Below are 22,301 nucleotides of genomic sequence, written 5' to 3'. Positions count from 1 at the left end.
ATGCGCAATCTTCTTCCCCTGCTCACGGGCGCCATGCTGCTCGCCACCCCCGCGCTGGCCCAGAATGGCGGGCAAGTGCCGCATATCGAGAGCAAGAATGGCCGCCACGCCCTGATCGTCGATGGCGCGCCCTTCCTGATGCTGGGTGGCCAGGTCAATAACAGCAGCAATTATGCCGCCCCGCTGAAGCAGGTCTGGGACCGGCTCGACAGCATCCACGCCAATACGGTCGAAGTGCCGGTCGCCTGGGAACAGCTGGAACCCAAGGAAGGCCAGTTCGACTACAGCTTCGTCCAGACCCTGCTCGACGAGGCCCGCGCCCATGACAAGCGCATCGTCCTCCTCTGGTTCGGCGCCTGGAAGAATACCGGCCTTGCCTATACCCCCGACTGGGTGAAGCTCGACAATCGCCGCTTCCCGCGCATGAAGACCGCCGATGGCAAGGATCATGGCGTGCTCTCGCCCCATGGCGCGGCCACGCTGGCGGCGGACAAGCGCGCCTTTTTGAAGCTCATGACCTATGTGCGCGATCATGATGCGCAGAATACGGTGATCATGGTGCAGCCCGAAAATGAGGTCGGCAGCTACCAGAATCCCCGCGACTTCAGCGCCACCGCGCAGAAATTGTTCGACGGCCCGGTCCCGGCCGAACTGACCCGTGCGCTCAGGAAGCCGGCGGGCAACTGGAAGAGCGTGTTCGGCGATACCGCGGACCGCAGCTTCAACACCTGGTACACCGCCCGCTATATCGAGGAACTGGCCAAGGCGGGCAAGGCGATCAAGCCGCTGCCCATGTATGTGAACGCCTCGCTGACCGATCCCTACAAGCCGGTCGATCCGATGAGCGTGTCGAGCGGCGGGCCGCAGGGCGACGTGATCGACATCTGGAAGGCGGCGGCCCCCTCGCTCGATCTCGCCGCGCCCGACATCTATGACCGGGGCAGCCGCAACGTCTTCAAGCATCTCGATCTCTACACCCGGCCCGACAATGCGCTGATGGTGCCGGAAATCGGCAATGCCGCCGAATATGCCCGCTATTTCTGGTCGGCGCTGGGGCGCGGCGCGATCGGCTTCGCGCCCTTCGGCATGGATGATGCCGACTATTTCAACTATCCGCTCGGCGCCAAGAGCTTCGACGATGCGACCATCCACGCCTTCGCCTCGAAATTCGGCGTACTCGGCGCGGCCATGCGTCCCTGGGCCAAGATCGCCTTCGCCCATCCGACCTGGGGCGCGGCACGGCCGGACGACGGCACCCCGCTCAGCACCACCATGGGCGACTGGACGGTCACGGCCAGCTTTGGCCAGTGGCAGTTCGGCCAGCGCGAATGGTTCCCCAATGCCGACACCCCGGCCTGGGACAAGGCGATGGTCGGCGGCATGGTCGTGGCGCAGCTGTCGGCCAATGAATTTCTCTTCACCGGCGACCATGTCCGCGTCCAGTTCGGCGCGCGCGAAGGCGCCCCGGCCAACGGCATGATCGTCAAGGTCGAGGAAGGCCATTTCGAAGGCGATAACTGGGTGTTCGATCGCATCTGGAACGGCGACCAGACCGATTATGGCCTCAACATCATCGACAAGCCAGTCTGGCTCAAGGTGACGATGGGCCGCTATCGCTGAACCGCACGCGACCCAATTCCTCCCCAAGCTTGCTTGGGGAGGGGGACCGCCGCAGGCGGTGGAGGGGCACAAGCCCAATAGCGCAGCACTAATAGGCTCCTGCCCCTCCGTCAGCGCTTCGCGCTGCCACCTCCCCGTTCCGGGGAGGAATGTCCGACATTGATCGCCTGCGGTCGTCTGGCGGCGCTTTCCTACTCGGTCTTTCTCTGATCTATCCTGCCGGATGGAACAGGCCGCTCTTCCGCCATCACGCCTTTCGCCGCTTCGCTATTCGGCGTCGCGCGCGCCGCCCGGCGCCAGTCCGACTGTCGCCTTGCTGTCGCTTCACTGTCGCCTGATTGTCGCGTCGGAAGCGCGCCAGTGTCGCGTCACTGTCGCTTCGTCGGCGCGTGACAGGCGCATTACGCTCATTTTCGGCCCGCCAGCGCTGGCTATCGACACTATGAACTTTCAACTGTCGCGTCGGTGTGACCCTATCCCAGCCAGGCCAGCGCCCGGTCGCGCAGTTCGCTCGCCGGGACATTGGTGGTCAGGATCATCGCCCCTTCCTCGGGCAGCGGCGGTTCCAGCGTGGCGAGCTGGCTGTCGAGCAGGCTGGCGGGCATATAATGGCCCGGCCGGTTGCCCAGTCGCGCCAGCAGTTCGTCGCGGTCATTGTCGAGCAGGATGAAATGCACCGGCACGCCGATCGCCGCGCGCAGCCGGTCGCGGTAGGTGCGCTTCAATGCCGAGCAGGCGGCAACCGCCACGCCCTGCGCCGCCACCGTGCCCGCGATCGCCGCGCCCAGCCGGTCGAGCCAGGGCCAGCGATCCGCGTCGGTCAGCGCTTCCCCGCCGCGCATCTTTTCCACCGCCGCCGCCGAATGATAGCTGTCCCCCTCCAGGAAGGGGCAGTCCAGCGCCTGCGCCAGCATCGCGCCCAGCGTCGACTTGCCGCAGCCGCTGACCCCCATGACGATGATGGCGCGTCCCACGGCTTTGGGCGAAACGGGGGCAGGGTCGGCGGAAATCGGCAAGCGGGCGTCCTTGGTCGCTGGGGCAGGGGGATTGGTTCCCCCGCTATAAGGCCGCGCCACCCCACAGGAAAACTACGACCTTTGTCGCAAGTGCCAAGCCGCGACCGCTCCCCTAGCCATGCACCATCTATAAAAATGAGGATGGGAGGCGGACATGATCGGACGCAGCATGATCGCGGCTTTGCTGGCGGCAACAACGCTTGGGGCACCGGCCTTCGCCGCGACGACCTCGGTCTTCCCGGTCGCGCCGGCCGAGCCCCATGCGGTGACGGTAAAGGCGGTCGGCGACGGCCGTGCCGACGACAGCGCCGCGATCCAGCAGGCGTTGGACCAGGCCCGCGATACGACCGGCCATGGCATCGTCTTCCTGCCGTCGGGCACCTATCGCATCACCCGCTCGCTGATCGTGCCGGCGGGCGTGCGCGTCTATGGCGTCGGCCCGACCCGGCCGGTGCTGCTGCTCGGCGCCAATACGCCGGGCTTCCAGCAGGGCGTGTCGACCATGGTGATCTTCGCCGGCGGCGATCAATATCAGGTCGGCAAGGTGCCGGTCCCGGTGCCGACCGTCGTGCCCCGCGACAAGATCGTTCGCGACGCCAATTCGGGCACCTTCTATTCGTCGATGAGCAATGTCGATATCGAGATCGGCGCGGGCAATCCGGCCGCCGCCGGCGTGCGCTTCCGCATGGCCCAGCATGCCTTCCTCAGCCATATGGAATTCCGCCTCGGCACCGCCTTTGCCGGCGTCTATCAGGCCGGCAATGTGATCGAGAATGTCCATTTCCAGGGCGGCCGATACGGCATCGTCACCGAAAAGACCTCGCCCGCCTGGCAGTTCACCCTGCTCGATTCGACCTTCGACGGCCAGCGCGACGCGGCGATCCGCGAGCATGAGGTCGACCTCACCCTCGTCAATGTCGCGATCAAGAACACGCCGGTCGGGATCGAAATCGACCGCGGCTACAGCGACAGCCTCTGGGGCAAGGATGTCCGGTTCGAGAATGTGTCGAAGGCCGGCGTCGTCATCTCGAACGAGAAGAATGTCTTCACCCAGGTCGGCTTCGACAATGCGCTTGCCGTGAACAGCCCGGTCTTCGCCCGCTTCCGCGACAGCGGCAAGACGATCGACGGCAAGGGCAAGGCCTATAAGGTCGCCAATTTCTCCTATGGCCTCGCTGTCCCGGCACTTGGCCACACGGGCGAGTACGCCACCACCGCCGACATCCAGCCGCTCTCCGCCATGCCGGCGCCGCGCGCGCCCGCGATCCGCGACCTGCCGCCGATGGACCAGTGGGTCAATGTCCGCACCCTGGGCGCGGTCGGTGACGGCAAGGCGGATGACACCGCCGCCCTGCAAAAGGCGATCGACGCAAACCGCATCCTCTATTTCCCGACCGGCTTCTACAAGGTGACGGACAAGCTGACCCTGCGCCCGGACAGCATCCTCATCGGCCTGCACCCGGCCATCACCCAGCTCTTCATTCCCGACAACAACCCCAATCATGCCGGCCTCGGTCCGGTCCTGCCGATCCTCGAAAGCCGCAAGGGTGGCGACAATATCCTCTCGGGCCTCGGTCTCTTCACCGGCCGGGTGAACCCGCGCGCTTCCGCCCTGCTCTGGCGGTCTGGCGAACAGAGCCTGGTCGAGGACGTCAAGATCATGGGCGGCGGCGGCACGCCCACCGCCGATGGCAAGATGCTCGGCACGCTGCGCGTCAACACCGGCGACCCGGTCACCGACAGCCGGCTCGATGCCCAATATCCCAGCATCTGGGTGACGGATGGCGGTGGCGGCACCTTCGCCGACGTCTGGAGCCCCAACAGCTTTGCCCAGGCGGGCTTCTACATCACCGACACCGACACGCCCGGCCATGTCTATGAAATGTCGGTCGAACATCATGCCCGCAACGAATTCGTGCTCGACAACGTCCACAACTGGGAGTTCCTGGCACCCCAGACCGAGCAGGAGGTCGATGACGGCCCCGACGCCATCTCGCTCGACATCCGCAACTCCAGCAACCTGCTGTTCGCCAACTATCATGGCTATCGCGTCACCCGCACCTATGCGCCGGAAAAGAGCGCGGTGAAGATCACCAATTCGGGCAATATCCGCTTCCGCAACGTCCATGTGAATGGCGAGAGCGGCTATGCCACCTGCGACGATGAAGGCTGCGGCACCTTCCTGCGCGCCAGCAAATATCCGTTCGACAATGCGATCGAGGATGTCAGCCGCAAGCTGCTGGTGCGCGAACGCGAGTTCGCTGCGCTGGATATTGGTCCGGCCGGCAGCGCGGTCCCGGCGGTCGCACCGTCCGGCACCAAGGTCGAGAAGCTGGAGGATGGCTTCTGGTCGATCTCCGGCGCGGCTGTCGATGCACAGGGCGCGCTCTATTTCATCGACCGCCGTTTCCAGCGCATCCACCGCTGGAGCGAGGGCAAGGGGCTGGAGATCGTCCGCGACCATGCGCTCGATCCGGTCAATCTCGCCATCGACGCCTCGGGCCATGTCCTGGTCCTCTCCTCGCTCGGCGCGAAGGGCGGCGCCTATTCGTTCGACCCCGCCGGTCCCAAGGATGCGCTGACGTTGATCCAGCCGACCCCGGTGCGCGGCACTGGCGCGGGCAAGACGCTGCTGCCGGTCAACTGGTGGAATAATGGCGAGTTTCGCGACCAGCTCGACCCCAAGACCTACGAGTTCACCACGCTGGCCCAGATGTTCGCCCGCGATGTCGGCACGCCCAAGGCAAAGGAATATGTCTCGCCCGACGGCAGCCTGTCCTTGCCGGCCTTCCGCGTCTGGCAGCAGGGGCCGATCGATCATACCGGCTGGCGCTGGTCCGACGGGCTCAACGCCAACGGCTTCGTTTCCGGCAAGATCGGCGATCGCCTGTTCGTCACCAACGGGTCGGAGAATATCACCTATAGCGGCACAGTGGGGCCGGGCGGCACGCTGACGGCGCTGAAGCCCTTCGCCAATCGCGGTGGCGAGAGCGTCGCGGTGGACGGGCAGGGCCGGGTGTTCGTCGCCAATGGCCAGATCTTCGTCTACGGCGCGGACGGCAAGGAAAGCGGCCGCATCGACGTGCCCGACCGGCCGCTCCAGATCCTGTTCGGCGGCCCCGACAAGCGCACGCTTTTCATCCTGACGCACCACGCGCTCTACGCCGCAAAGCCCTGAAAAAGCGACGGTTCGCCGCCGCCTACGACCTATGTCGTAAGTGCGGTGGCGACCGCTCGGGATTAATACTCACACAATAGCCCGCCATGGGCGCGCCGACGCCGGGAGGGCGCCTGGTGACAAGAGGGGAAGAGGAATGAACGTGCAGATCGCAATCCATCGGCATATGGCGGGCGTCAGCCTGGCCGCCGTCGCCATCATGGCGCTGGCCGGCACCGCCCAGGCCCAGACCGAACCGGCGGCCGAACCCGTGCCACAGGCCCAGACGAGCGATGCGCCGGCCGCACAGAGCGCCGACATCATCGTCACCGGATCGCGCATCACCACCAGCGGCTTCAATGCGCCGACGCCCACCACCGTCATCGGTGAGGAGCAGATCGCCAATAACGCGCAGCCCAACATCTTCAACACCATTGCCCAGCTGCCCTCGCTCCAGGGGTCGACCGGCGCCGCCACCGGCACCTTCTCCACCTCCAGCGGCCAGCAGGGCCTCAGCTCCTTCTCGCTGCGCGGCCTGGGCGCGATCCGCACCCTGACCCTGCTCGACGGCCAGCGCGTCGTCGGCGCCAATGTCACCGGCGTGCCCGACATCTCGATGTTCCCGCAGCTGCTGGTGAAGCGCGTCGACGTCGTCACCGGCGGTGCCTCAGCCTCCTACGGCTCGGACGCGGTCGGCGGCGTGGTCAATTTCATCACCGACACCCATTTCGAAGGCTTCAAGGGCAATATCCTTGGCAGCATCACCAAATATGGCGATGACGAAACCGCGCTGGTCCAGGCCGCCTATGGCAAATCCTTCATGGATGATCGTCTGCATTTGGTGGTCAGCGGCGAATATGACCATGAAGGCGGCGTGGGTGCCGGCGACTTCGGCACCGATCTGGCCGGCAGCCGCAACTGGTATCGCGCCACCACGCTGATGAACACCGGCCAGACCAACAACGGCCTGCCACAATATAATTACCGCGATTACGCCCAGCCCTATCAATATGCCCGCTACGGCCTGATCAACAATGGCCCGCTGCAGGGCATCGCCTTCGACCAGAATGGCAATCCCTATCAGTTCAACTATGGATCGAACGGCACGCCGACCGGCACCGGCGCGGTCACCAACTGCTATCGCGGCAACAGCTTCTGCGAGGGCGGCGACCTGTCGGGCGCACCCGGCTCGGGCGCCTCGCTCAAATCCTCGCTGGAACGCATCAACGGCTATGGCCGGATCGGCTATGATTTCGCCGACAACAACGAAGCCTATGTCACGGTCAATGTCGCGCAGGTGAAGACCAACAACCAGCCCAGCCCCGGCTATGGCCGCGCCAACCTGACCGTCCAATGCTCCAACCCCTATCTGCCCCAGTCGGTGCGCGACCAGTGCGCCACGGCCGGCATCACCTCCTTCGGCTTCGGCTCGTCCAACGCCGCCTTCCCCGATCCGCAGGTCTATACCGATCGCAAGCAATATCGCTTCGTCGCCGGCGCCAAGGGCAAGTTCGGCGCGGCCGGCACCGACTGGAACTATGACGCCTATTATGAGCATGGCATCACCATCTCGGACATCCGGGTGAAGGATATCGTGCTGCAGAACCGCTATGCCGCAGCGGCCAATGCGATCACCCTCAACGGTGCGATCGTCTGCGCCGATCCGGCCGCTCGCGCGCTCGGTTGCCAGCCGATCAACATCTTCGGCGGCTTCACCCCCTCGGCGGCCGCGCTCGCCTATGTCGCGCCGCATGACAATGGCCCGTTCCAGCACACCAAGCTGACCCAGGACGTCGCCAGCCTCAACTTCTCGGGCAATCCGGTGGAATTGTGGGCAGGCCCGCTCTCGGTCGCCTTCGGTGCCGAATATCGCCGCGAATTCTATCGCGTGAACGCCGACCCCTATGGCGCGGGCGTGTCCGACCTCAGCCCCAACAGCGCCGATTATCCGGCCGACCCGCTGCTCAACGGTGCGCAGGGCAGCAACTGGGCAGCCGGCAACTACAAGAATGGTCGCGGCAAATATGAAGTCTATGAAGGCTTCGTGGAAATCGACATGCCGCTGTTCGACAGCGAAGCGGTCGGCCGCGCCAATCTGAACGCCGCGGGCCGTGGTACCCATTACAGCACGTCGGGCACGGTCTGGGCGTGGAAGGTCGGCGGCACCTGGGATACGCCGCTCGACGGCATCCGCCTGCGCGCCGTCACCTCGCGCGATGTCCGGGCGCCCAATCTGTCGGAACTGTTCGCCGCGCCGACCGTCACGACCCTGCCGAACTTCAGCGATCCCTTCCAGGGCGCAGCGGTTCAGGCATTCCAGAACACCATCGGCAACCCCAATCTGAAGCCCGAAATCGCCCGCAACACCGAAATCGGCATCGTGCTGGCGCGTCCCTCCTGGCTACCGGGCCTCAGCCTGTCGTTCGACTATTATGACATCAAGCTGAAGGGCGTCGTCTCCAGCCTGTCGGCGCAGCAGATCGTCCAGTTCTGCTATGACGGCAATCAGGCCTTCTGCGGCGGCTTCAGCCTCGACAATGCCAATCCCAGCCTCAACTATATCAATGTCCAGCCGTTCAACCTTGCCTCCTGGCGGACCAGCGGCTTCGATATCGAGGCGAGCTATCAGTGGCAGCAGCCCTTGGGCCTGCCGGGCAACTTCACCGTCCGCGCGCTGGGCACCCATATCCGCAAGTTCATCGTCAACGCCGGCATTGCCGGTGTCGATCCGGTCGACCAGGCGGGCGCCAACAACGGCAACACGCCCGACTGGAAATGGCTGGCGGTGCAGACCTATGACAGCGGCAAGTTCAGCCTGACGGTGCAGGAACGCTGGATCAGCGACGGCACGTTCGGCAACCAATATGTCGTCTGCCAGTCGTCCTGCCCGGCCTCGACCGCGAACCACCCGACCATCGATTACAACAAGATGAAGGGGGCCTTCTATGTCGACATCGGCGCCACCTTCAAGTTCAGCGACCGTGTGTCCCTCTATGGCAAGGTCGACAATCTGTTCGACAAGGATCCGGTCGCCTCGCCCCAGACCAACACCGGTCTCGACATCAACCCGGCGCTCTACGACACGCTGGGCCGCATCTATCGCGCCGGTGTCCGCTTCAATTTCTGATAAAACATAACATCTCTCCCCCCAAACTTGTCCCGGTCCTGCACGGCCGGGACATCTTCTTTTTACGGAGCCTGGCTGATGTATCGTGGATTGAGTGGAGCCTGTGCGTCGGTGTTGCTATGTCTGGCGGCGGCGCAGCCGGCTTTCGCGTCCCCGTCCGTCTATACCGCCATGCCCGACGATGCGCGCGCCGTGACGGTGAAGGGCGTGGGCGATGGCCGCGCCGATGACAGCGCCGCGATCCAGCAGGCGCTCGACGCCGCCGCCGCGACGCCCGGCGGCGGCATCGTCTTCCTGCCCCAGGGCACCTATCGCATCAGCCGCACCCTTTTCCTATGGCCGGGCGTGCGCATCTTCGGCATTGGCGCCCAGCGTCCGGTGATCCTGCTCGGCGCCAACACGCCCGGCTTCCAGCGCGGCGTCGCCCATATGCTGATCTTCACCGGCGGCAAGCGCCAGACCGACAAGGAAAGCTGGCCCGCCGCCTTCCCGCCGGCCGGCAGCGTGCCATTCGACAAGGCAATTGCCGACGCCAATCCGGGCACCTTCTATTCCGCGCTCGGCAATATCGATTTCAGCATCATGGACGGCAATCCGGCGGCGACCGCGATCCGCTTCCATTCCGCCCAACACAGTTTCGTCAGCCATGTCGATTTCGACATCGGTTCGGGCCTCGCCGGCCTTTACCATGTCGCCAACGAGGCGGAGGATCTGCACTTCAAGGGCGGCCGCTATGGCATCCTCGCGGAAAAGACCTCGCCGGCCTGGCCCTTCGCCCTGGTCGACGCGACGTTCGAGGGACAGCGCGACGCCGCCATTCGCGAGCATGAAGCGGGCCTGACCCTGCTCAATGTCGCCTTCCGCAACGTGCCGGTCGGGATCGAGATCGACCGGGGCTATGGCGACTGGCTCTGGGGCCAGGATGTCCGGTTCGAAAATGTGTCGAAGGCCGGCGTCATCATCTCCAACGAGAAGAATGTCTATACCCAGGTCGGCTTCCAGAATGTGCTGGCCGCCAACACCCCGACCTTCGCCCGTTTCCGCGAAAGCGGCCGGACGGTGGCTGGGCAGGGGAATGCCTACAAGGTCTCCTCCTTCACCCATGGCCTGACCCTGCCGGGCCTTGGCCGGATCGGCGACTACAAGACCGACATGCAGGCGCAGCCGATCGCCAGCCTGCCGGCGCCCGGCGCGCCTGCCATTCGCCCGCTGCCGCCCGTCGCCGAATGGGTGAATGTCCGCGCCTTGGGGGCGAAGGGCGACAATGTCACGGACGACACCGCCGTACTGCAGAAGGCGATCGACAGCCATCGTGTCGTTTACCTCCCCGCCGGTTTCTACAAGGTCAGCGATACGTTGCGGCTGCGCGCCGATACGGTGCTGATCGGCCTCCACCCCAGCCTGACCCAGATCGTCCTGCCCGATGGCACGCCCGCCTTTCAGGGCGTTGGCGCGCCCAAGGCGCTCATTGAAAGCGCGCAGGGTGGCGACGCGATCGTCGCTGGCCTGGCGCTCGACACCAATGGCGCCAATCCGCGCGCGACCGGCTTGCTATGGAAGGCCGGCGCCAGTTCCATGGTCAACGACGTCAAGTTCCAGGGCGGCCATGGCACCGATGCCTTCGATGGCAGCCGGCGCAATCCCTATAACAACAACGCCACCGCCGATCCCGACGCATCGCGCCGCTGGGGTGGCCAATATGCCAGCCTCTGGGTGACGCAGGGCGGCGGGGGCACCTTCGCCAATATCTGGAGCCCCAGCACCTTCGGCCATCCGGGCATATTGATCTCCGACACGCAAACGCCGGGCCGGTTGATCCAGGCCTCGGTCGAACATCATGTCCGCACCGAAATCGGCCTCAACCGCGTCGCCAACTGGGAATTGCTGGCGCCCCAGACCGAGGGGGAGGCGGGCGAGAGCGGCGATGCCGTCGCGCTCGAAATCCGCGATTCCCGCAACATCCTGGTCGCCAATTTCCACGGTTATCGCGTCACCCGCACGCGCAAGCCTGCGCCGACCGCCGTGTCGCTCTACAATTCGCACGATATCCGCTTCCGCAACGTCCATGTGAACGCGGAAAGCGGGGTCGGCACCTGCGACGAAAATGGCTGTGGCACCTTCCTGCGCCTCACCAAATATCCGTTCGAGAATGCGATTCAGGACATCACCCACGGCCTGGAAGTGCGCGAGCGCGAATTCGCCGTACTGGATGTGCCGGCGAAACCCGATCCGGTCGCCCCCTCGACCTTCGGCGGCGCCAGCGTTCAAAAGCTCGCTGACGGTTTCTATGGTCTGGGCGGCGGCGCGGTGGACGCACAGGGCCGGCTCTATTTCATCGACCGTTTCTTCCAGCGCATCTGGCGCTGGTCCGACGCGGGCCGGCTGGAGATGATCCGCGACGCCGCGCTCGATCCGGTGAACCTGACCATCGACAAGTCGGGCAATCTGCTCGTCCTCTCCTCCTATGGCCGCAACGGCACGGTCTACAGCGTCACCCCCGGCGCGCCGGACACGCAGGTCAGCGTCATCCCGGCGACGGCTGCGGGGCAGGGCGCTGCCGCCACCATCTTCCCGGTCAACTGGTGGGTGAATGGCGAGTTCAGGGACCAGATCGATCCCAAGACCTATCAGTTCACCACGCTTGCCGACATGTTCGCCCGCGATACCGCCCAGTCCAATGCGCAGGCCTATGTCTCGCCCGACGGCAGCATCGCCCTGCCGGCCTGGCGCGTCTTCGCCCAGGGACCGGTCGACCATCGCGGCCTGCGCTTCTCCCACACGCTCGACAGCTATGGCTTCGTTCAGGGCAAGCCGGGCCAGCGCATCTATGTCACCAACGGATCGGAAAACCGCACCTACAGCGCGCTGGTCGCGGGCAACGGTACGCTGACCGACCTCAAGCCCTTCGCCGATCGTGGCGGGGAGGGCGTGGTCAGCGACGCGCAGGGCCGGGTCTATGTCGCCAATGGTCAGGTCTTCGTCTACGCGCCCGACGGCAAGCCGATCGGCCGGATCGACGTGCCCGAACGGCCGCTACAACTGCTGTTCGGCGCCCCGGACGGCAAGACCCTGTTCATGCTGTCGCACCACGGCCTCTACGCGGCGCGGGTGGAATAGGGGATCAAACAATCAGTCCGGGGATGATCTTGTTCGTCTCCAGACTGCCCGTGCCCCAACGGTCGACCGGCACGCCCATCGCCTGTTGCAGGGTCAGGCCGACCCGGCTGACCGGCGATCCGTCGCCGGTGATATATTGGCCGGTATGGATGCGCCCGCCGGCCGATCCTGCCGTCATCATCGGGATATTGTCGATGGTGTGGAATTTGGCGAACTCGGTCTCGCTATGGGCAAAGACCAGGCTGTTATCCAGCAGGGTGCGGTCGCCTTCCTTCACCGCGTCCATCGCCTTGATGAAATAGGTCCAGGCTTCCATGCACTTGTCGACATAGAAGGTGACTTCGGGCTGATAGCCCAACCGGTTGTCCAGCACCTCCTCATGGGTCAACTGATGATGGGTGATGGTGCTGCCGACCCGCGTCAGCGACGATGCGCCATTGTTGAAGTTCATGTTGAACAGGCGGACATTGTCGCACGCCATCGCCATTACCAGCAGGTCGGTCATGATCTCGTGATTGCGCATCACATTCTCGATCTCGGCATTGACCGGCAGGTCGGGCACCTTGGGCGGCACGACACAGGCCTGCATCGGCGCCGGCTTGGTCAGCTGCACGTCGAGCTGGTTTTCCAGCTGCCGCAGCGAGGTGAAATATTGGTCGAGCCGCTGCCTGTCGGCCGCGCCCAGCCGCGCCTCCAGCGCCTGGCGCTGGTCGGACACGCCGGACAGGACACTGCGCCGCGCCATGACCGCCGGATCGGGGGTGAAGGTCGCGCTGTTGGGATCATGGAAGCCGGCACCGAACAGCCTTGTATAAAGGGCTGCGGGCGACACTTCCGCCGGGTTGAGATTGCCATTGCCGCGCCCGGACAGCGAATTGCGCGGATCGCCGGTCGCCGACAGTTCGATCGAGCGGAAGCGGGTGCGGGTGCCGATCACGTCGCCGATCGACACGTCGAAGGACGGCCCCGGCAGGCCCCGGTCGGAATCGATCGCCATGCCGGTGCGGATACCGATGCCGCCGGTGATGTGCGGCAGGTTGGGCTTGCCGTCGAGCGGCAGGGTGAAGTCGCCCAGGATATTGACCTTGTGCTTGAGCGCCTCGATCGAGGCCAGCTCGACCTTCAGCTCATAATCCTTGCCGGCGGCGCTGGGGAACCAGCGCGGCGGATTGACGCCCAGCCCCCAGAACCAGGTGCCGAAGCGGATCGGCATCGGCGCGCCGGTTGCCGCCATGGCGGTGCCGTTGCCGTCGAGGAAGATGTCGAGCAGCGGCAGACCGACGGCCACGGCCATGCCGTTGACCATGCCGCGCAGCGCGGTGCGGCGATCGAGGGTGAAGCTCATGGGCGGTCTCCTTCTCGGATATGCGGGCTGGTCATCATCGCGACCTGCGGCTTGGCCAGCGGCAAGGTGCTGACGCGATAGGCATCGGCCATGGTCGCGACCCGCAGGAACAGCGCCTGGATGCGATAGCCATCGGCGGCGAAGCCCTGTTCCAGCGCGATGGCGGTCGCCTCCTCATCCTCCGGCATGCGCCCGGTCGCATATTGGAAAGCGCGGCCGGCAACGCATTCGGTGGTCGACTTGCTCGCCGCCAGCGCCTGGCCCAGGCCGATATTGCCCTGGAAGGCCGTCCCCTCAAACACGCCGGCGGTATCGATCGGCGCGTCATTCTCGGTCGGGCGGAAGGCGCCGATGCCGTCGAACCGCTCCAGCGGCAGGCCCAGCGGGTCGGTGATCTTGTGGCAGGCGGCACAGACCGGATCGCTATTATGGGCGTTCAGGCGAATGCGCGCGGTCGGCATCGCCTTGTTGCCGACATCCTGGACGGCGGTGAAATTGACGTTGCCCGGCGGGTTGGGCACCGGCTGGCACAGCAGCAGCTCGCGGATCGCCCGGCCACGCAGGGTGGGCGAACTGCGCCCCGAATGGGAATAGAGCGCCAGGAAACCGGCCTGGCCCAGCAGCCCGGCGCGATCGTCGCCATCGGCAAATTCATAGGGCACCCAGCCCTGCATGCTGGACACCTTGGCCTGATAGAGCGGCCCCAGCGCCCGGTTGATGAAGGTCCGCCGGGTGGTGAACAGGTCGCGATAATCGCCCTGCCGCGTCACCAACTGGTCGACGATCATGCGCAGCATCTGTTCGGACAGGGCGGACGCGACATCGGGATTGAAGCGGGGATAGACGATCTGGTCCTTGGCCATCTCGTCGAACTTCTCGAACAACAGCATGTCGGCGAAGAAGGCGCGCACGCCATCCTCCAGCCGGGGCGAACGCACCATCTTCTGCGCGATCGCCGCGAGCTGAGCCGGATCGGTCAGCTTGCCCTCGTCGGCCGCGCGCAGCAGCGCCTCATTGGGCGTCGTATTCCACAGCAGATAGCTCAGCCGCGCGGCGCGGGCATGATTGTCGAGCCGCAGGCTGCCGGGCGCTTCCGGGTCGGGCTCCGCGCTCTCGATGATGTAGAGGAATTGCGGCGACACCAGCATGGCGGCGAGCGCCAGCTGCATCCCGTCATAGAAGCCCTGACCATCGCCAGCGCCCTTGCCCGCCATCATGACGAAGGCGCCGATCTCCTCCTGCGTCATCGGCCGGCGGAACAGGTAGCGACCGATCGGCATCAGCGTCCGCGCGGCGCAATCGGCATCGGGCGCGGCCGCATCGCGCGGCGTGCAGGGCATGAACTGGGCGCGGCGATCCGGCGCGAAGACCTGCGCGGCGATGTTGCGCGCCATCGCGTCGAACTGCTCCAGCCCGGCGGGCGAGATGGTCGATGCGCTGGCGCCGGTCGCGATCAGCTCATGCACCGGCCGCACGATCGGCTCGAACCGGCCGGCGACCTTGATGTCGGGGCCGAAGATATCGGCGATGCTGTTGCGATATTGCGCTTCGGTCAGGCGGCGCATCCCCGCCACCTGGCCCAGCGGCGTCTTCAAGGGTGCGAAGCTGGCCTCGGGCATGGCGGCGGTCTGCGGCGCCTTTTCGACCGTGCAGGCGCTCAGCATCAGCCCGGCGAACAACGCCCAGCGCGCCCTGTGGCGAAACGGCCGGCTCATCGCTGCGCCACCTTGGCCTGGGGCAGGCGGTCGGTGATGAAGGCGGGCACGGCCCGGGCCTCCATACCGCTGGAAATGCGGCGGCACTGGCCGGTCGCCGGATCGCGATCGCCATCGGCCATGGCTTTGAGCGCGGCATACATGGCGGCGCAGTCATAGCCCGCCGTGGTCGCCGCGCCCTCGCCACCGACCGAGGCGCTGGCCATCACGTTCCAGATCGGCTGATAGCCGCCGACGATGCCCTTGATCGATCCGTCCTGCTGGAAGGTGAAGCGCAGCCGCGCCCTGGTGAAATCATATTCGTTGCGCCGGCCGCGAATGTCCCGCTCCGACCCTTGCCCCCAATTCTGCTTCAGGCGGATATGGGCCGGCTCGGTGGTCAGCACGCCATTGACGATCCGCCCTTTCAGCACATTGCGATGGGCGGCATTGGCGGTGACGCTGTAGCTGGCGCCGGGGATGAAATTCTGGCGCGAATCCACCACCGCCCGATCCTCGGTATTGGCGTAGATCACCGTCACGTCGGGATCATTTTCCAGACTGTCGACGCCGGTCAGCAACAGCAGCTGGCTATGTTCGCCGCTGACCAGAAACTGGGTCAGGCCCTTGACGATATCACCGCCCATGCCGTCGACCCCGCGCCAGGTCCGCACGCAGCCCATCGCCCGCCACATCTGGTTGTCGACGCCCGGCTCGCCGGCTGGCCCGGTAAAATTGGCATGGCCGCAGCTGTCGTCCGCCGCCGCGCCACCCGCATCATCGTCCAGGTTCAGTCCCTGTGCGACCTTGCCTTGAACCATGCGCTGGGGCGGCCGGTCGAACTTGTCGGGATGGGTGCAGATGTTGAGATTGTCGGGCCCGAAGGCATAGCCGGTCCAGCGCGCGGTCAGTTCCTTCTCGTTCGCCTTTTCCAGCAGCCGCGTCCGCTCGCCCGCCGGCTGGGTCTGCAGGTAATTTTCGCGTAGGGTGGCGGCCAGGCCCTGCGGGCAATCCTCCTTCCCCTGATAGATGGCCGGCGCGAAATGGCTGACGACGAAACCCATCTCGCCATTGGCGGGCGGCGCGGGCAGCGCTGCGGGTGCGGCCGGTTTCGCGGGGGCATCGCCCTGCGCTGACACCGATGCCGGCACCGACGCCGCCAGCGGCAGCGCGCCCAGCAGCAGGATCAGTTTGCGATGATTCTGCACGATCATCTTCTCCTTGCGAAATGTCATGGGATCAGCGGTTCGGCCTCGGCGGGAATGTCCGCCGGGTCGTCGCCCGCGATGGTGAAGACCGGCCGGTCGCGATAGGCCCATTGGGCGCGGTCGCCATCGGGCCGCACGGTCCAGGCGCCCATGCCCCGTCGCGCCATGCCCGCCGGGAAGACGCGCCAGTCGGCGCAGGCCGTGCCACAGGCCTTGCCTTTATGCGTTACCAGCAAATTGCCCTGGCCATCGACCAGCAGATAGCGCCCGTCCACCAGCCGCGCCGTCACATCGGCCGGCGCGTCGATCTTGGGCGCGGCCGGCACATATTTGAGGCTGTTCCAGACCAGAGCGTCCTCGCCCTCATGCCCGATCGTGCCGGGCCGCTCGCCGGCACGGGTGAAGACCAGATTGACCCGCTTATAGACCCATTGCGGCCCGCTCGGTCCCTGCATCACGATCCAGTCGGGGCCATCCTGCTTCAGCCGGGGCGCCTTGCGATCGCCGCCGAACTCGGGCGGTGCGGGCATGATCTCCGCCTTGGCCGGCGCGGCCAGCGGCGTCCATCGCGTCAGGCAATCACCCGAACACCAGAGCGGCTGGTGCCCGGTCCGCCCGGTCACGGCGCGCATATCCATGCCATAGAGGGTGCGGCCATGGGCATCGACATAGACGCTCTGCGCACCGACCTTGCGGATGCTGACACCGGCCGGCAGCGGCTCGCCGCTTGCGGCCTCGGGCGGCAGGTCGGCGGCCTGCGCCCAGAGCGCTTCGGGCTGCGCCAGCCACAGGATCGCGGCCGCCCGGCGCCACATCAGCGCTTCTCCTCGACGCGGAAGCTGCGGTGGCAGGTGCCACAGCTTTGCCCCAGCGTCTTGGCCGCGGCGCGCATCTTCGCCACGTCGCCGCTCGCCGCCACGGTGGCGAAGCTGCTGGCCTGCGCGGTGAAGCCGTCCTGCGCCGCCTTGAATGCGGCCGGCTGGCTCCAGATTTCCGGCTTGGCCGCCGTCTTGACGCCCGGTTTCGGGCCGCTGCCGGCCGGGAACCAGCCCTGCTGCTGGCGGGCATAATCGCGGATCTGCCGCGCCGAAATCTGTATCACATAGGTTTGCGGCGTGGCCGATTTCAGCTCGTCATTGATATTCTTGAACGCCGCGCCGACCTCGCGGAAACCCGCGATCCGGGTGGCGACGATATCGCCGGGCGCCGCCGCCAGCGGCGCCGCGCAGAGCAGTGCCAGCATGGCGGCCGGCCGCTTCATCCGGGCTGTATCGTGTATCCTCATCCTCGTCCCTTTCATGTCTGTCACAGCATCGGATCGGCAAAGACCCACCAGGCGAGCGTGCCCGCCAGCAGGATGGCGACAGCGAAGGCGACAGGCGACGCGCGCCGCACCGCCACCGGCTCGCCGCTCACTTTCGCCCGGCCGCTGACCATCGGTCCGATCAGGTTGCGCCGCCGCACCAGCAGGTAGAACAGCACCGCCAGGACATGCAGGCCGATCAGCACCTGCAGGATGGTGAAGCTGATGCCGTGGATGTCGGAGGCGAGCCGGCCCTGATCGAAATCGACCAGATGCGACAGCGGCCCGGATTCGATGCCGTCGATATCGACCGCGAACAGGCCGGTGCCGACTTGGACCGACAGCGCCAGCAGCATCGCCACCACGCTCCAGCCGCCCAGCGGATTATGGCCCGGCGTCGCAGGCGCGCGGCCGGTCAGATAGGCGAAGATCGCCCGCGGCCCGCGCAGGAACTGGGCAAAGTGCGCTGGCCCGGACCCGATCAGGCCCCAGATCAGGCGAAAAACGATCAGGAACAGCACGGCCTGACCTGACAGGCGATGCCAGTCCATGTGATAGGTTTCCGCGCTCCACCAGGAAAAGCCGATCAGGCCGACCAGCGCCCAGTGAAACAGGCGGATGGGCAAATCCCAGACATATTGGCGCGCGGGGTTCTCCATCAGCTCTTCTTCGCCCAGCTGTCGCACACGCCTTCGGCCGGCACGATGCCGCCGCTCAGCAGCGCGCATTTGCCGCAGCCCGGCTGGGCGGCGGTGAAGAAGGCGCACAGGCCGCAGCGCTTGGTCGCATCGCTCGACGTGCGAAAGCCCAGCGACTTGCGCATGCTCTTCTGCGCGGCGGACAGGCTGGCCGGATCGATGCACTCGGCGGCATTGGCCATGCTCGCCAGCCCCAGCGGCACGCAGGCGATCAGGCCCAATGCCGATCGACGGCTCCAGTGACGGACATGATGATGGCTTGCCGCCATGCGGCCCACTCCTCTTCCCTGCCGGCCCGGTTGCTCCGGTCCTCTTGTGCGATCCTTCTAGCAGGGGGGCGGCGGATTAATTTGTCAGCGCCGACAAAATCGGCGCAGAATGCAGGCGCTTATTCCGTCCTTTGTGTCGGGCCTGACAAAATCCGGCGCGGGCCGGCGGCTAGAAGGGGCGGAATGGGAAGAGGAGGGATGAGGGTGACAGCGAAGCTGACAGGCGACAGCGCGCCGGGCGACACGCATATCCTGATCGTCGATGACGATCCGTCGCTGCGCGCGCTGGTCCGCGCCTTCCTGATGCAGGAAGGCTATGTCGTCAGCGAAGCGGCCGATGGCCCGGCGATGCGCGCCATCCTTGCCCATCAGCCGGTCGATATCATCGTCCTTGACGTCATGATGCCGGGCGAGGACGGGCTGTCGATCGCCCGCTCGCTCGCGGGGCAGCAGGATGCCGGCATCATCATGGTGTCGGCGCTGGGGACGGAAGGGGACCGGATCACCGGCCTGGAAATGGGCGCCGACGACTATCTGCCCAAGCCGCTGTCGCCGCGCGAACTGCTCGCCCGCATCCGTGCGCTGCAGCGCCGCCGTCGCCCGGTCGCCGACACCCGCCAGCCGGTGCTGGCCCATTATCATTTCGAAGGGTGGCAGCTCGATCCGGTGCGCCGGGTGCTGCGCGATCCGGCCGGCATCATCATCAGCCTGTCGGAGGGGGAGTTCGCCCTGCTGCTCGCCTTCATCGAGCATCCCCAGCAGATATTGAACCGCGACGCGCTGGTCGAACTGGCGCGCGGCGAGGATGCCGATGTGTTCGACCGGGCGATAGACACCCAGGTCAGCCGCTTGCGCCGCAAGCTCGGCACCCGCGCGCGCGGTGAGCTGATCCACACCGTCCGGTCCGAAGGCTATATCTTCCAGGCGCCGGTGCAGCGCGGATGAAGGCGGGCTTCCTGCGCTGGGCCAATTCGATCCACGCCCATCTGCTGGCGCTGGCCCTGGTCGTGATCCTGACGCTGACCGCCTTCAGCCTCACCTTGCTGCTCTATTTCATTCCGCCCGAACGGGTGCCGCTGTCGGTCTATGAGATTGCCCGCATCGTCCATGGCCAGCCCCTGCTGCGCGACGAGCCGGTGGTGCATGAGGTGCGCCAGGCGGCCGCGCCGCCGGCATCGACCGACCCGGCCGATCGGCTGATCGCCGCGCTGCTGGCCCGGCGCCTTGCCCTGCCAGCCGCCGATGTGCGCATCCGCCTCGACCCCGGCGATCGCGAGCGGATCGGGCAGTTCGTCGAGGAGATGCAGCTCTACGGCCCCGATGGCGTTGCTGATCCCTTCATCCTGGGCACCTTCACCGCCGCGATCCGCCAGCCCGACGGTCAGTGGCGGATGATCACGCGGGAAGCGCGGGGCGGGCGGTCGCTCTGGCGGCTGCTCGGCCAATATGCCTTCCTCGTCGGCATCCTGCTGGTGGTGCCGCTCAGCCTCTGGTTCAGCGCGCGGCTGACCCGCCCGATCCGCGCCTTCGCGGCCTCGGCCGAGCGGATGGGGGCAGGGCAGGAGGAACAGCCGATCCCGCTCGACGGGCCGAGCGAGATCCGGCTGGCGGCGCAATCGATCAACGAAATGCAGGCGCGCATCGCCCGCTATGTGCGCGAACGCACCTCGGTCGTCGGCGCGATCGCCCATGATCTACGCACGCCGCTGTCGCGCCTCCATTTCCACCTCACCGCCGCGCCCGCGCCGGTGCGGATCGCAGCCGAGGAGGAAATCCGCCAGATGGAGGCGCTGATCGGCACGACGCTGGATTTCGTCGACAATGAAAATCGCCCCCGCCTCAAGGAACCGCTCGACCTTGGCCTGCTGGTCGAGGGGCTGGTCGACGATTTCGCCGACATGGGCCGCGACGTGACCCTGACGGGCGCGGAGCCTGTCATCATCGCGGGTGACATGATCCTGCTCAAGCGGCTGTTCACCAACCTGATCGACAATGCGATCAAATATGGCGACCGCGCGCGGGTGCGGGTGATGCGCGACGAGGGGCGGGCGATCGTCACGATCGAGGATGACGGGCCGGGCATGGAGCAGGCCGATATCGCCCGCGCCTTCGAGCCCTTCTATCGCGGCGAACCCTCCCGCAACCGCAGCACCGGCGGCGTGGGTCTGGGGCTGTCGATCGTCCAATCGGCGGCGCAGGCGCATCAGGGCCGGGTGTCGCTGGCGCGCACCCCCGATGGCGGGCTGCGCGCGCAGGTCGAGCTGCCGGTTTAGAGCGTTTTCTAATCAGGTGGAATTACCTGATGCCTCGGAAAACGCGTTAAACCAAAAACTTAGAGCAACCGATCTGACGCAGTCGGATCGGAATTTGCTCTAAAGCCCTTCCGCCTCCACCCATTGCGCGCCGGTCAGCGCGCGCGCCATGTCCCAGCTATGGCGGCGGATATCGGGCACGGCGACGATCTCCCAATGGGCGCCGCGCGTCATCGGCCCGACCACCAGCAGCCGCTCCTGCGCGCTGCCGTCGCGTGCGATGGCATGGCCCTGCCGGTTGGTGTCGATGCCGATCGCCAGCGCATCGGGCCGGATCGCGCCGCGATCCGCCAGCCGGCGCAGCAGCACATCGTCGGCCCGGCCAAGGTCGGCCAGCGGCCCGGTGCAGTTGACCACCCGCGCCACCCGGATTTCCTGCGCCTGTTCGCCGCCGCGCGGCCGCCATTGCACGATCAGTCCCTGGTCGGCGTCCCGCGCGCCGATGATCCGGCCCGCCGCGATCCGCAGCCGCCCGCTTGCCTGCATCGCAGCGATCCGTTCGGCCACCTGCGGCGCGATGCGGTGGCGATGCACGTCCCAATAGGGCCGGGCATGGCGCAGGAAGCGCGCCCGTTCGACCGGGGAGGCCGCCCGCCATATATCCTGGGTGAAGGGGCGCAGTTCGTCGACCGCGCGGCGCCATCCGACCGCCTCGGCCCGCTGGCGGATGGTGCGGACCAGCCCGGCGCAATGGGCGGCCGGCCGTTCGCGCAGGGCAGGGAAGGGCGTGGCCGGCGCATGGCTGTGCGGCACCAGCCCGCGCCGCGACAGCGCCAAGATCGATCCGCGAAAGCCCGCGCTGTCCAGCGTCTGCGCGCAATCCACCGCGGTCAGGCCCGTGCCCAGCAGCAATATCTTGTCGCTCGGCGTCAGCCCCTCGGCAATGTCCGCGCCCCAGGGTTCGGACACATAGAGCGGCGGCGCCTTGTCCCGGAATGGCGGCAGGTCATGCGGCGGCAGATTGCCCGGCGCCAGCGCCACCGCGTCGGCCGCCAGCATCTTGCCCGACGCCAGTTTGACGACACAGCCATCGCCGGTCATGCGGATGTCGACCGCCGCGTCATCGATCACGTCCAGCCGGTCGCCCGCCTCGGCGCGGGTCTTGTCCAGCAGCGCGGAAAGATAGCGGCCATAGGTCGCCCGCGTCGCGAAGCTGGCGTCCGACCCGCCACTCGTCTCCGCCAGCCATTGCGCGAAATGGCCCGGCTGGTCGGGAAAAGCGCTCATGTTGCCGGCGCGGACGTTCAGGATATGGTCGGGCAGGGCGCTGCCGAACGCGACGCCCTTGCCCAGCCGTTCGGGCCGCCGCTCGACCAATGTCACCCGCATCGTCCCGTAGCGCAGCAGGTTGATCGCCAGCAGCGTGCCGCTGAACCCGCCACCGACGATGACCAGGTGGGAAACTTGGAACATGGGGGAAATCTCTCCGGGCAGG

General features: G+C 66.4%; 15 protein-coding genes. 6 read left to right on the top strand and 9 right to left on the bottom strand.

What is annotated here, in order from left to right:
* Nucleotides 1-1,620: a DUF5597 domain-containing protein gene (locus U0025_RS15700; protein WP_004208373.1), complete on the top strand. Its 1,620-nt coding sequence runs from the start codon at nt 1-3 to the stop codon at nt 1,618-1,620.
* Nucleotides 1,621-2,093: 473 nt separating this feature from the next.
* On the opposite strand, the gene U0025_RS15695 is transcribed toward U0025_RS15700, so the two are convergent.
* Nucleotides 2,094-2,636, bottom strand: coding sequence for a gluconokinase (locus U0025_RS15695; protein WP_004208372.1), 543 nt, complete (start codon nt 2,634-2,636; stop codon nt 2,094-2,096).
* Nucleotides 2,637-2,790: 154 nt separating this feature from the next.
* On the opposite strand from U0025_RS15695, the gene U0025_RS15690 reads away from it, so the two are divergent.
* From U0025_RS15690 to U0025_RS15680, 3 genes are all read left to right on the top strand, one after another.
* Entirely contained in the window at nt 2,791-5,814 is a 3,024-nt protein-coding gene (locus tag U0025_RS15690; RefSeq protein ID WP_004208371.1) for a glycosyl hydrolase family 28-related protein, read from the top strand.
* A 136-nt stretch (nt 5,815-5,950) separates the two neighbouring features.
* Nucleotides 5,951-8,920 carry a TonB-dependent receptor plug domain-containing protein gene (locus U0025_RS15685; protein WP_004208370.1) on the top strand — a complete coding sequence of 990 codons (2,970 nt, stop codon included), beginning with the start codon at nt 5,951-5,953 and terminating at the stop codon, nt 8,918-8,920.
* Between the two features lie 78 nt (nt 8,921-8,998).
* Complete coding sequence (locus tag U0025_RS15680; RefSeq protein WP_004208369.1) at nt 8,999-12,037, top strand: glycosyl hydrolase family 28-related protein; 3,039 nt, start codon at nt 8,999-9,001, stop codon at nt 12,035-12,037.
* Between the two features lie 4 nt (nt 12,038-12,041).
* Here the strand turns inward: U0025_RS15680 and U0025_RS15675 are convergent, their stop codons facing one another.
* From U0025_RS15675 to U0025_RS15645, 7 genes are read right to left on the bottom strand one after another with little or no spacing between them, the layout of a single operon-like run.
* Entirely contained in the window at nt 12,042-13,382 is a 1,341-nt protein-coding gene (locus tag U0025_RS15675) for a DUF1552 domain-containing protein (protein WP_004208368.1), read from the bottom strand.
* Nucleotides 13,379-15,097 (bottom strand): DUF1592 domain-containing protein, encoded by a 1,719-nt coding sequence (locus U0025_RS15670; protein ID WP_004208367.1) that lies wholly within the window; start codon nt 15,095-15,097, stop codon nt 13,379-13,381. Before U0025_RS15670 ends, U0025_RS15675 begins: the two co-directional genes overlap by 4 nt.
* Nucleotides 15,094-16,290, bottom strand: coding sequence for a hypothetical protein (locus U0025_RS15665; RefSeq protein ID WP_037491728.1), 1,197 nt, complete (start codon nt 16,288-16,290; stop codon nt 15,094-15,096). The genes U0025_RS15670 and U0025_RS15665 overlap by 4 nt, the downstream gene beginning before the upstream one ends.
* Nucleotides 16,291-16,307: 17 nt before the next feature.
* Nucleotides 16,308-17,099: a COG4315 family predicted lipoprotein gene (locus U0025_RS15660; RefSeq protein WP_004208365.1), complete on the bottom strand. Its 792-nt coding sequence runs from the start codon at nt 17,097-17,099 to the stop codon at nt 16,308-16,310.
* On the bottom strand, nt 17,099-17,569 hold the full coding sequence (locus U0025_RS15655) for a c-type cytochrome (RefSeq protein WP_004208364.1): 471 nt from the start codon (nt 17,567-17,569) through the stop codon (nt 17,099-17,101). The genes U0025_RS15660 and U0025_RS15655 overlap by 1 nt, the downstream gene beginning before the upstream one ends.
* A 20-nt stretch (nt 17,570-17,589) precedes the next feature.
* Nucleotides 17,590-18,246, bottom strand: a complete 657-nt coding sequence (locus U0025_RS15650; protein ID WP_004208363.1) for a cytochrome b/b6 domain-containing protein — start codon at nt 18,244-18,246, stop codon at nt 17,590-17,592.
* On the bottom strand, nt 18,246-18,554 hold the full coding sequence (locus U0025_RS15645) for a high-potential iron-sulfur protein (protein ID WP_004208362.1): 309 nt from the start codon (nt 18,552-18,554) through the stop codon (nt 18,246-18,248). Before U0025_RS15645 ends, U0025_RS15650 begins: the two co-directional genes overlap by 1 nt.
* Nucleotides 18,555-18,752: 198 nt before the next feature.
* On the opposite strand from U0025_RS15645, the gene U0025_RS15640 reads away from it, so the two are divergent.
* Both U0025_RS15640 and U0025_RS15635 read left to right on the top strand, forming a co-directional pair.
* On the top strand, nt 18,753-19,499 hold the full coding sequence (locus U0025_RS15640) for a response regulator (RefSeq protein WP_037490491.1): 747 nt from the start codon (nt 18,753-18,755) through the stop codon (nt 19,497-19,499).
* Nucleotides 19,496-20,827: a sensor histidine kinase gene (locus U0025_RS15635; protein WP_004208360.1), complete on the top strand. Its 1,332-nt coding sequence runs from the start codon at nt 19,496-19,498 to the stop codon at nt 20,825-20,827. Before U0025_RS15640 ends, U0025_RS15635 begins: the two co-directional genes overlap by 4 nt.
* Nucleotides 20,828-20,926: 99 nt before the next feature.
* On the opposite strand, the gene U0025_RS15630 is transcribed toward U0025_RS15635, so the two are convergent.
* Nucleotides 20,927-22,279: an FAD/NAD(P)-binding protein gene (locus U0025_RS15630; protein WP_037490489.1), complete on the bottom strand. Its 1,353-nt coding sequence runs from the start codon at nt 22,277-22,279 to the stop codon at nt 20,927-20,929.
* Nucleotides 22,280-22,301: the final 22 nt, after the last annotated feature.

Origin of the sequence: Sphingobium yanoikuyae (genome assembly GCF_034424525.1) — a bacterium.
GTDB classification, from domain to species: Bacteria; Pseudomonadota; Alphaproteobacteria; order Sphingomonadales; family Sphingomonadaceae; genus Sphingobium; species Sphingobium yanoikuyae.
Note: the sequence above shows the minus strand (reverse complement) of the source record. Positions and strands in the feature narration are given on the sequence as shown.

What these genes read in the sequence shown, in the direction of transcription:
- U0025_RS15700 (WP_004208373.1), top strand. Translation starts at nt 1, where the DNA reads ATGCGCAATCTTCTTCCCCTGCTCACGGGCGCCATGCTGCTCGCCACC.
- U0025_RS15690 (WP_004208371.1), top strand. Translation starts at nt 2,791, where the DNA reads ATGATCGGACGCAGCATGATCGCGGCTTTGCTGGCGGCAACAACGCTT.
- U0025_RS15660 (WP_004208365.1), bottom strand. Translation starts at nt 17,099, where the DNA reads ATGTGGCGCCGGGCGGCCGCGATCCTGTGGCTGGCGCAGCCCGAAGCG.
- U0025_RS15645 (WP_004208362.1), bottom strand. Translation starts at nt 18,554, where the DNA reads ATGGCGGCAAGCCATCATCATGTCCGTCACTGGAGCCGTCGATCGGCA.
- U0025_RS15640 (WP_037490491.1), top strand. Translation starts at nt 18,753, where the DNA reads ATGAGGGTGACAGCGAAGCTGACAGGCGACAGCGCGCCGGGCGACACG.
- U0025_RS15630 (WP_037490489.1), bottom strand. Translation starts at nt 22,279, where the DNA reads ATGTTCCAAGTTTCCCACCTGGTCATCGTCGGTGGCGGGTTCAGCGGC.
- U0025_RS15665 (WP_037491728.1), bottom strand. Translation starts at nt 16,290, where the DNA reads ATGATCGTGCAGAATCATCGCAAACTGATCCTGCTGCTGGGCGCGCTG.
- U0025_RS15650 (WP_004208363.1), bottom strand. Translation starts at nt 18,246, where the DNA reads ATGGAGAACCCCGCGCGCCAATATGTCTGGGATTTGCCCATCCGCCTG.
- U0025_RS15680 (WP_004208369.1), top strand. Translation starts at nt 8,999, where the DNA reads ATGTATCGTGGATTGAGTGGAGCCTGTGCGTCGGTGTTGCTATGTCTG.
- U0025_RS15685 (WP_004208370.1), top strand. Translation starts at nt 5,951, where the DNA reads ATGAACGTGCAGATCGCAATCCATCGGCATATGGCGGGCGTCAGCCTG.
- U0025_RS15655 (WP_004208364.1), bottom strand. Translation starts at nt 17,569, where the DNA reads ATGAGGATACACGATACAGCCCGGATGAAGCGGCCGGCCGCCATGCTG.
- U0025_RS15675 (WP_004208368.1), bottom strand. Translation starts at nt 13,382, where the DNA reads ATGAGCTTCACCCTCGATCGCCGCACCGCGCTGCGCGGCATGGTCAAC.
- U0025_RS15635 (WP_004208360.1), top strand. Translation starts at nt 19,496, where the DNA reads ATGAAGGCGGGCTTCCTGCGCTGGGCCAATTCGATCCACGCCCATCTG.
- U0025_RS15670 (WP_004208367.1), bottom strand. Translation starts at nt 15,097, where the DNA reads ATGAGCCGGCCGTTTCGCCACAGGGCGCGCTGGGCGTTGTTCGCCGGG.